General features: G+C 65.7%; 10 protein-coding genes and 1 pseudogene. 7 read left to right on the top strand and 4 right to left on the bottom strand.

Features of this window, described 5'->3' with window-relative positions; all coding sequences use genetic code 11:
* Window positions 1-223 precede the first annotated feature (223 nt).
* The 7 genes from B551_RS08130 (at window position 224) to B551_RS08105 (ending at window position 5,802) form a co-directional block, all read left to right on the top strand.
* Complete coding sequence (locus tag B551_RS08130; protein WP_043438128.1) at window positions 224-736, top strand: DUF2244 domain-containing protein; 513 nt, start codon at window positions 224-226, stop codon at window positions 734-736.
* A gap of 64 nt (window positions 737-800) precedes the next feature.
* Window positions 801-2,054 (top strand): cytochrome c oxidase subunit II, encoded by a 1,254-nt coding sequence (gene coxB, locus B551_RS08125; RefSeq protein ID WP_023263845.1) that lies wholly within the window; start codon window positions 801-803, stop codon window positions 2,052-2,054.
* A 39-nt stretch (window positions 2,055-2,093) separates the two neighbouring features.
* Complete coding sequence (ctaD, locus tag B551_RS08120; RefSeq protein WP_023263844.1) at window positions 2,094-3,698, top strand: cytochrome c oxidase subunit I; 1,605 nt, start codon at window positions 2,094-2,096, stop codon at window positions 3,696-3,698.
* 97 nt (window positions 3,699-3,795) lie between these two features.
* The gene (locus B551_RS26865) at window positions 3,796-3,927 is read left to right on the top strand and encodes a cytochrome oxidase small assembly protein (protein ID WP_006579792.1); all 132 of its coding nucleotides are present in this window, start codon (window positions 3,796-3,798) and stop codon (window positions 3,925-3,927) included.
* A gap of 30 nt (window positions 3,928-3,957) precedes the next feature.
* Window positions 3,958-4,584, top strand: a complete 627-nt coding sequence (locus tag B551_RS08115) for a cytochrome c oxidase assembly protein (RefSeq protein WP_006579793.1) — start codon at window positions 3,958-3,960, stop codon at window positions 4,582-4,584.
* Window positions 4,585-4,607: 23 nt separating this feature from the next.
* Entirely contained in the window at window positions 4,608-4,823 is a 216-nt protein-coding gene (locus tag B551_RS08110; protein ID WP_006579794.1) for a DUF2970 domain-containing protein, read from the top strand.
* A 118-nt stretch (window positions 4,824-4,941) separates the two neighbouring features.
* Window positions 4,942-5,802: a cytochrome c oxidase subunit 3 gene (locus B551_RS08105; protein WP_006579795.1), complete on the top strand. Its 861-nt coding sequence runs from the start codon at window positions 4,942-4,944 to the stop codon at window positions 5,800-5,802.
* A gap of 126 nt (window positions 5,803-5,928) precedes the next feature.
* On the opposite strand, the gene B551_RS08100 is transcribed toward B551_RS08105, so the two are convergent.
* From B551_RS08100 to B551_RS26045, 4 genes and pseudogenes are all read right to left on the bottom strand, one after another.
* The gene (locus tag B551_RS08100; RefSeq protein WP_006579796.1) at window positions 5,929-7,224 is read right to left on the bottom strand and encodes a nitrate/nitrite transporter; all 1,296 of its coding nucleotides are present in this window, start codon (window positions 7,222-7,224) and stop codon (window positions 5,929-5,931) included.
* 54 nt (window positions 7,225-7,278) lie between these two features.
* Window positions 7,279-8,061, bottom strand: a complete 783-nt coding sequence (locus B551_RS08095) for a peptidylprolyl isomerase (RefSeq protein WP_006579797.1) — start codon at window positions 8,059-8,061, stop codon at window positions 7,279-7,281.
* Between the two features lie 24 nt (window positions 8,062-8,085).
* On the bottom strand, window positions 8,086-8,769 hold the full coding sequence (narI, locus tag B551_RS08090; RefSeq protein ID WP_006579798.1) for a respiratory nitrate reductase subunit gamma: 684 nt from the start codon (window positions 8,767-8,769) through the stop codon (window positions 8,086-8,088).
* 38 nt (window positions 8,770-8,807) lie between these two features.
* Window positions 8,808-8,897: pseudogene (locus B551_RS26045) on the bottom strand (nitrate reductase molybdenum cofactor assembly chaperone); the annotation flags it as partial.

Below are 8,897 nucleotides of genomic sequence, written 5' to 3'. Positions count from 1 at the left end.
CTCGCTGCACTGCCGCTGTGCATCGGCGCGCTGTGGCGCGGGCGCCGTGCCGCGCCGGGCTTGGCTTGTTACGGTTGACGAAGCGCCCTATAATGCGCCAGTTTGTCGCAGTGGTCCCCTGGCACAGAAGATCGGCGTTTTAGCACCGAAGCAGTGCAGCAGTGCGGTGAAGCCGGCAGAATTCCAGGCGTGCAACCGATGCAGCGATGCAGAGTGGTTGGCGATGCAGGAACTCGGTATCGCACTCCAGACGGCGCGTGACGGGCCCGGTGATTGTCCTAACGGAGCCCATGCCGTGCCGAACAACGACTGGCTGATGAAGCGGAATTGTTCGCTGTCTCCACGCCAGGTCGGCTGGTTTTACCTCTCCATCGTCAGTATTTCCCTTGCCATCGCCCTGTTCTTCGCGTGGCGAGGAGCCTGGCTCGTGCTGCCCTTTGCGGGGCTCGAGCTGGCCGGGCTCGGCGTGGCGCTGCTCGCCTACGCACAGCACGCGACAGACTACGAGCGCGTCACGCTCAGCGAGGGCAGGTTGGTGGTCGAAAAGGCCAGCGCCGGTGAGGTGACCCGCGAGGAATTCAACCCGCACTGGGTGCGGGTCGAACTGGGCGAATCGTTCCCGGCGCTGGTGGTGGTGCGCTGTGGCACGCACGCTGTGCAGGTGGGGTGTTTTCTGGACCCGTACAAGCGACGAAAGTTCGCGCAGGAACTCGTTTCAGCCTTGCATGCCCTGTAAAAAGAGGCGGCACCGCTGGGAGCGAGGGGCAGATTCGAATCTGTAATTTGGGTAGAGACAACAAATGAAAATGTGGAAGAAGGCATCCGCAGCGTGTCTGGCAGGCGCGTCCCTGCTCGCCAGCCAGGCAGCCCTCGCTGTCGAAGACATGCCGGGCGGTCCCGCCGTGCGCCAGCTGAACCTGACCGAGCCGGTCACCAAGATCGCCGAGCAGATTCACTGGCTGAACTGGATGATGCTGATCATCTGCACGGTGATCTTCATCGCGGTGTTCAGCGTGATGTTCTATTCCATCTTCACGCACCGCAAGGCCAAGGGCTCCAAGCCCGCCTCCTTCCACGAAAGCATCACGGTCGAAGTCGTCTGGACCATCATCCCGTTCCTGATCGTGATCGGCATGGCGCTGCCGGCGACCAAGACCGTGGTCGCGATGAAGGACACCACCAACTCCGACATCACCATCAAGGCCACCGGCTACCAGTGGAAGTGGGGCTACGACTACCTGAAGGGCGAGGGCGAAGGCATCTCCTTCGTGTCGACGCTGACCACCCCGCGCGAGCAGATCAATAACGAGGCGCCCAAGTCGAACACCTACCTGATGGAGGTGGACAACGAGATGGTGGTGCCGGTCAACAAGAAGATCCGCATCGTCACGACCGCCAACGACGTGATCCACGCCTGGATGATCCCGGCCTTCGGCGTCAAGCAGGACGCGATTCCCGGCTTCGTGCGCGACACCTGGTTCCGCGCCGAGAAGACCGGCGTCTACCGCGGCCAGTGCGCCGAGCTGTGCGGCAAGGAACACGCCTTCATGCCGATCGTCGTGCGCGTGGTGACCGACGCCGAGTACACCAAGTGGGTCGACGAGAAGAAGAAGGCGATGGCCGCCGCGGCCGACGATCCCAACAAGACCTGGACCCTGGACGAGCTGAAGGTCCGCGGCGAGAAGGTCTACGCCGCCAACTGCGCGGTCTGCCACCAGCCCAACGGCAAGGGCGCCGGCGCCTTCCCGGCGCTGGACGGCTCCAAGGTGGTCAACGGCCCGCAGGCCGACCAGATGCACATCCTGCTCGAGGGCAAGGGCGGCATGCCGTCGTGGAAGCAGCTGTCCGACACCGAGCTTGCCGCGGTGATGACCTACACCCGCAACGTCTGGAGCAACAAGACCGGCGAGGTCATCCAGCCGGCCGACTTCGTCAATGCACGCGCGGGCAAGTTCCCCGAGGGCGGCGGCGCCAAGTCGGCGCAGGGCGCACCGGCGGACGCCAAGCCCGCCGCCGAGCAAGCCAGCGCGGGCGCCCAGGGCGCCGCGAGCTGAACGCGTGGACGTTAGAACAGGATTTCAGGAGTTTTCGCGATGAGTACTGCTACCCCGGACGCACTCGCCCATCCGCACGACCACGCGCATGACGAACATCACGATCATCCGCATGGCTGGCGCCGCTGGCTGTTTGCCACCAACCACAAGGACATCGGCACGCTGTACCTGCTGTTCTCCTTCACGATGCTGATCTCGGGCGGCGTGCTGGCGCTGCTGATCCGGCTGGAGCTGTTCGAGCCGGGCCTGCAGTTTTTCCGCCCCGAGCTGTTCAACCAGTTCACCACGATGCACGGCCTGGTGATGGTGTTCGGCGCGATCATGCCGGCCTTCGTGGGCTTCGCGAACTGGATGATCCCGCTGCAGATCGGCGCCTCCGACATGGCGTTCGCGCGGATGAACAACTTCAGCTTCTGGCTGATGCCGCCCGCCGCCCTGCTGCTGGCGCTGTCGTTCTTCGTGCCGGGCGGCGCCACCGCCGCGGGCTGGACGCTGTACGCGCCGCTGTCGGTGCAGATGGGCCCGGGCATGGACATGGCGATCTTCGCGATGCACATCATGGGCGCGTCGTCGATCATGGGCTCGATCAACATCATCGTCACGATCCTGAACATGCGCGCGCCGGGCATGACGCTGATGAAGATGCCGATGTTCTGCTGGACCTGGCTGATCACCGCCTACCTGCTGATCGCCGTGATGCCGGTGCTGGCGGGCGCGATCACGATGGTCCTGACCGACCGCCACTTCGGCACCAGCTTCTTCTCGGCGGCCGGCGGCGGCGACCCGGTGATGTACCAGCATATCTTCTGGTTCTTCGGCCACCCCGAGGTCTACATCATGATCCTGCCGGCATTCGGGATCATCTCGCAGGTGGTGCCGGCCTTCTCGCGCAAGCGCCTGTTCGGCTACAGCTCGATGGTCTACGCGACCGCCTCGATCGCGATCCTGTCGTTCATCGTCTGGGCGCACCACATGTTCACCACCGGCATGCCGGTGACCGGCCAGCTGTTCTTCATGTACGCGACGATGCTGATCGCGGTGCCGACGGCCGTGAAGATCTTCAACTGGATCGCCACCATGTGGAAGGGCTCGATGACCTTCGAGACCCCGATGCTGTTCGCGATCGGCTTCATCTTCGTGTTCACCATCGGCGGCTTCACCGGCCTGATCCCGGCGGTGGCACCGATCGACATCCAGATCCAGGACACCTACTTCATCGTGGCGCACTTCCACTATGTGCTGGTGGCGGGCTCGCTGTTCGCGCTGTTCGCGGGCTTCTACTACTGGGGTCCGAAGTGGAGCGGGTTCATGTACAACGAGACCCGCGGCAAGGTGCACTTCTGGGGTTCGATCATCTTCTTCAACATCGCCTTCTTCCCGATGCACTTCCTCGGGCTGGCGGGCATGCCGCGCCGCTATGCGGACTACGCGATCCAGTTCGCGGACTTCAACGCGATCTCGTCGCTGGGCGCGCTGGGCTTCGGCCTGATGCAGGTGTATTTCTTCTTCTTCGTGGTGCTGCCGTCGTACCGCGGAGGCGAAGTGGCCGCCGACAAGCCCTGGGAAGGCGCCGAAGGCCTGGAGTGGACCGTGCCCTCGCCGGCGCCGTTCCACACCTTCGAGGTGCCGCCGCAGGTCCGGTAACGGCATCCGGCAAGGCGGGGCGGCGGGCCGCAGGGTCCGCGCTCCGCCCGCCCTGCCGCCCCGGCCCGCGACGGCCACCCCCTAATCCGAGAATTCGATGCAGCATCCAAACGAAAGCCCATCGCAGACCGACCGCAAGGCCGCCAATCGCCGTCTCGGCCTGATCCTGCTGTCGATCGTGCTGGTCTTCTTTTTGGGTTTCTTCGCCAAGATGACCTGGCTTGGCTGAATTGGCTGAGTCCCGCTGCAAGGTACAGAGATGAGCACGAAGCAGCCGGTTTCGACCGGCGACGTCGAGGACAAGCGCTACAACCGCGGCATGATGCTGCGGCTTCTGGTGATCGTCGCCGTGATGTTCGCCTTCGGCTATGCGCTGGTGCCGCTGTACAAGAAGATCTGCGAGATCACCGGCATCAACGTCGTCACCACGCGAGAGCTCTACGGCGCCAGCGCCGGCAAGGTCAGCCAGAACACGCAGGTCGACACCAGCCGCACGATCACGGTCGAGTTCGATTCCAACGCTCGCGGCCCGTTCGCGTTCCGCCCGGTCAAGACCAGCATGCAGGTCCACCCGGGCGAGATGGCGACGATCGTCTACGAGGTCGCCAACGGCCAGACCCGGGATATCTCGGCGCAGGCGATTCCGAGCTACGCGCCGAAGCAGGCCACCCAGTATTTCAAGAAGCTCGAGTGCTTCTGCTTCCAGCAGCAGACGCTGAAGGCCAAGGAATCGCGCGAGATGCCGGTGGTGTTCGTGATCGACCCGGATCTGCCCAAGGACGTCGAGAACATCACCTTGTCGTACACATTCTTCGAGATCGGCACGCCGCTGGCGCCGGCGCCGCAGGGCCATCTCGACCAGCCGCCGGCCAGCGCCGGCAGCTGACGCAGTAAAGGAGGAGGGCTGCCATGGACGAACTGAAGGACGCGGTCAAACGCAAGATGTCGTTCTGGCAGACGTTGCGCGCGGTGTTCTGGTCGTTCATCGGCCTGCGCAAGGGCGCGGAACACGATCGCGACATGGCCAACCTGAACCCGATCCATGTGATCGTCGCCGGCCTGCTCGGCGCCGTGATCCTGGTGGTGGTGCTGATCGGCATCGTCCGCCTGGTGGTCGGCGGATAGCCGGGCAAGCGGGCAGCCGGATAGCCGGCGGAACAGGCAACAAGAAGACAGAGCGTCGTCCGCCCTCGGGCAGCCGGCGTATAACGATGAATCAGAGATCTGAGCTGGAGAAAACAGAATGAGTGCGAATCGCGCAAACGCTCCGTACTACTTCGTACCGGGCCCGTCGCGCCATCCGATCACGGCAAGCCTGGGCCTGCTGCTGACCGCCGCCGGCGCGGCAGGGTGGGTCAACGGCCAGCCGTGGGCGCCCTATGTCTGCGTGCTGGGCATCCTGTGGTTCCTGTTCGTGCTCAAGAGCTGGTTCGGCGACGCGATCGGCGAGTCGGAAGGGGGCATGTATGGCCGCCGCATCGACATCTCGTACCGCTGGTCGATGGGCTGGTTCATCTTCTCCGAGGTGATGTTCTTCGGCGCCTTCTTCGGCGCGCTGTTCTACGCCCGCGTCTACACGATGCCGTGGCTGGGCGACCTGAACAACAAGATCCTGTGGCCCGATTTCGCCGCGGTCTGGCCGAACGCCGGTCCGGCCGGCACGGTCGAGCCGTACGAGGCGATGGGGCCGTGGCCGATCCCGACCATCAACACGGCGCTGCTGCTGATGTCCGGCGTCACGCTGACCTGGGCGCACCATGCGCTGCTGGCCGGCAAGCGCAGCCAGGTGGTGCAGGGCCTGGTCCTGACGATCCTGCTGGGCGCGGTCTTCATGGGCTTCCAGGTCTATGAATACATGCACGCCTACGCGGACCTGAACCTGAAGCTGACCTCGGGCATCTACGGCTCGACCTTCTTCCTGCTGACGGGCTTCCACGGCTTCCACGTGACGATGGGCGCCATCATGCTGACGGTGGTGCTGATCCGCGTGCTGAAGGGCCATTTCACGCCCGATCATCACTTCGCCTTCGAAGGCGCCGCCTGGTACTGGCACTTCGTCGACGTGGTCTGGCTGTTCCTCTACGTCGTGGTGTACTGGCTGTAATGCTGTCGTCCCCGCGAAGGCGGGGACCCAGGGGCTTTCAAAGACGCTGGATTCCCGCTTTCGCGGGAACGACGCGATGATCGAGGGGACGCAATGCGTCCCCTTTTCATTGGCATCATGGCGTCGTCAGGCCGCGCCGGCCCGCACTGCAGCCCCACCACCGATCACCGGCGTGCGCCGCACGTCGGCGAAGTAGATCAGGATCAGCGACACCCAGACGATGCCGTAGAGCAGCATGAAGCAGCTCGAGCGCACCCGCGTCAGGTCCAGCAGCGCACCGAACAGGATCGGCAGCAGGAAGCCGCCGACCCCGCCGGCCAGCCCGACGATGCCGGTGACGACGCCCATGTTCGACGCGAAATCGTCGGCGACATACTTGAACGTCGACGCCATGCCGAAGGCGAACACCGCGCCCAGCATGAAGGTCAGCACGACGAAGGCCGCCATCGGCGTATGCAGCGCGATCGTCCACGGACCATCGACGGTGTGGATCGTGAAATCGGTCGGCGGATACGACAGCAGGAACAGGCAGATCCACGCGACCCACAGTCCCCACCACGTGACGCTGTGCGCGCCGAGCCGATCGGCCAGCAGCCCGCCGACCGCCCGCAGCACCGAGCCCGGCAGCGAGAAGCCGGCGGCGAAGGCGGCCGCCGCCACCAGCGTCATGCCGTACTGGCCCTGCAGATACTGCGGGATCCACAGCGACAGCGCGGTGAAGCCGCCGAAGGTGATCGAGTAGTACTGGCACAGCCGCCAGACCCTGGGGTCGCGCAGCACCTTGAACGACTCGGTCCAGGAGCCGCCCTGCTTGCCCGCGCCGGGGTCCCGTGCCGAGGCCAGCCAGAACAGCACCGCGGTGACCAGCAGCGCGACCGCATAGACGCGCGGCACCGCGCGCCAGCCGTAGGCCTGCTGCAGCGCCGGCGTGACGAACAGATTCACCGCCGCGCCGACCGTGCCGGCGCCGAAGAAGCCCATCGCGAAGCCGCGCTTCTCGGCCGGGAAGAAGCGCGCGACATAGGGCGTGCCCACCGCGAACGATGCGCCGACGCATCCGAGGAACAGCCCGATCAGCAGGAACTGCCACAGCGCGGTGGCGTAGCTGACCGCGAACACCGGCAGCGCGCAAACCGCCAGCAGCACCGTCATCACGATGCGGCCGCCGAAGCGGTCGGTCCATGCGCCCAGCGGCAGGCGCATCAGCGCGCCGGTCAGCACCGGCGTCGAGGTCAGCAGGCCGAACTGCGTGCTGTTCAGGCCCAGCTCGTCGCGCAGCGGCACGCCGATGACCCCGAACATCATCCACACCACGAAGCAGACCATGAAGGCCGCCGTGCTGGCGATCAGCACCGACCACGCCTGCGCCGTGACCTTGGTGGCGCCGCCACCGGCCGCCGCCACATTCGCCGTCGAACTCATGTCGCTCTCCTCATGTCGCCCTCCTCGGGAGATTCGCGATCGGTGTATCGGGCGCTACTGCACCAGCGGGCCATTGGCCTCGCCGAGCGCCACGCCGACGATGCTGGCCTGCGCGGCCAGGATTGCGATGTACTGCTGGATCGCCTTGTGCCGCACGCGCTCGCCGAGGAAACGCGCGATCTCGGCCCTGGCCTCGTCGAAGGGCACCGCCTCGCCGGGCACGCGACGTTCGACCCGCACGATATGGAAGCCGAAGCGGGTCCTGACCAATCCCGGCAGCAAGCCGATCGCCTCACCGTCGAACACGGCCCGCTCGAACTCCGGCACGCTGTCGCCGCGCAGCAGCTGGCCGAGGCTGCCGCCGACGCCGGCCGACGGACAGTTCGACATCTCGCGCGCGGTCGCCTCGAAAGCCTCCGGCTCGGCCAACAGACGGCGCAAGGTCTGCTCGGCCTGATGCCGGAGCGCCGCGAGCGCGCCGCCGCCGGTGACCGCGAACAGGATATGGCTGGCGTAGACGATCTCGTTGCGCCGGAAGCGCGCCGGATGGCCGTCGTAATAGCGCCGGCAATCGGACTCGGTCGGCTCCGGCACGCTGACCTCGCGCCCGATCAGCGCATCGACCACGGCATCGTCGAGTTCGGTCCCGGCATCGGCAATGCCCAGCGCCACGGCGCGCTGGCGCAGCAGTTCGCGGATCGCCAGCGCGCGCCTGGCGCTGGCGATCGCATCGGCATCGTCGCGGTACAGCAGGCTCTCCTCGCGGATCGCCTCGGCGCCGATCGCGACGCCATTGACGCTGGCCGGGGCGATGGCGGCCATGGTGGTGTCGGTCATCACGATGTCTCCATCAGCGCTGCGTCAGCGCCGGCGCACCAGCTGGAACGGCCGCACCAGATAGGCGACCGTGCCCATGCCGCTCCAGATATGGATCATCCGCGTGAACGGCGACACCAGGAACAGCGTGAAGCCGAGCAGGATATGCAGCTGGTAGGTCAGCGGCACGCCGCGCAGCATGTCGGCGGCCGCCGGCTCGAAGGTCACGATGCCCTTGACGTAGCTGGTCAGCGATTCGAACAGCACGCCGTCCATATGCCGCATCGACAGCACCACGGTCCACAGTCCGAGAGCGAGCTGCACCCACAGCATCAGCACGATCACGATGTCCGAGACGCGGCTGTTGCGGCGGATCCGCGCATCGAACAGGCGCCGCCAGATCAGGATCGACAGGCCGATGATGGCGACCACACCGGCCGCGCCGCCGCCGACCATGGCCAGCAGCTGATGGCCCGACGCCGACAGGAACGGCGACACCAGCCAGTGCGGCGCCAGAAAGCCGACGAAATGGCCGATCACGACCACCAGGATGCCCCAGTGGAACAGATTGCTGCCGATCTGCAGCGAGCGATGCCGCAGCAGCTGCGAGGTGTCGCTCTTCCACGTGTACTGCTCGCGGTCGAAGCGGATCAGGCTGCCGAGCAGCAGCACCACCAGGCAGATATAGGGATAGATGCCAAACAGGAACGTATGCAGGTAATGCGTCATGACGGCCCTCCGTTCGCAAGCGGTGTGGTAGTCGGGGATCAGCGCTGAGGGCGCTTGTCGTAGAAGCGGACCGGCTCGGCCGCGGGCTGGCCCGCGCCGACGAAACGGACCGGCTCGTCGGCGTAGGC

This window comes from Cupriavidus sp. HPC(L) (assembly GCF_000307735.3).
Lineage (GTDB): Bacteria > Pseudomonadota > Gammaproteobacteria > Burkholderiales > Burkholderiaceae > Cupriavidus.
The sequence above is the reverse complement of the archived record's forward strand: the minus strand, read 5'-3'. Positions and strand labels throughout refer to the sequence as shown.

Excerpts from the sequence above, each read along its gene's own strand:
- B551_RS08115 (WP_006579793.1), top strand. The coding sequence starts at position 3,958 with ATGAGCACGAAGCAGCCGGTTTCGACCGGCGACGTCGAGGACAAGCGC.
- B551_RS08110 (WP_006579794.1), top strand. The coding sequence starts at position 4,608 with ATGGACGAACTGAAGGACGCGGTCAAACGCAAGATGTCGTTCTGGCAG.
- B551_RS08105 (WP_006579795.1), top strand. The coding sequence starts at position 4,942 with ATGAGTGCGAATCGCGCAAACGCTCCGTACTACTTCGTACCGGGCCCG.
- B551_RS08100 (WP_006579796.1), bottom strand. The coding sequence starts at position 7,224 with ATGAGTTCGACGGCGAATGTGGCGGCGGCCGGTGGCGGCGCCACCAAG.
- narI (WP_006579798.1), bottom strand. The coding sequence starts at position 8,769 with ATGACGCATTACCTGCATACGTTCCTGTTTGGCATCTATCCCTATATC.
- coxB (WP_023263845.1), top strand. The coding sequence starts at position 801 with ATGAAAATGTGGAAGAAGGCATCCGCAGCGTGTCTGGCAGGCGCGTCC.
- ctaD (WP_023263844.1), top strand. The coding sequence starts at position 2,094 with ATGAGTACTGCTACCCCGGACGCACTCGCCCATCCGCACGACCACGCG.
- B551_RS08095 (WP_006579797.1), bottom strand. The coding sequence starts at position 8,061 with ATGACCGACACCACCATGGCCGCCATCGCCCCGGCCAGCGTCAATGGC.
- B551_RS08130 (WP_043438128.1), top strand. The coding sequence starts at position 224 with ATGCAGGAACTCGGTATCGCACTCCAGACGGCGCGTGACGGGCCCGGT.
- B551_RS26865 (WP_006579792.1), top strand. The coding sequence starts at position 3,796 with ATGCAGCATCCAAACGAAAGCCCATCGCAGACCGACCGCAAGGCCGCC.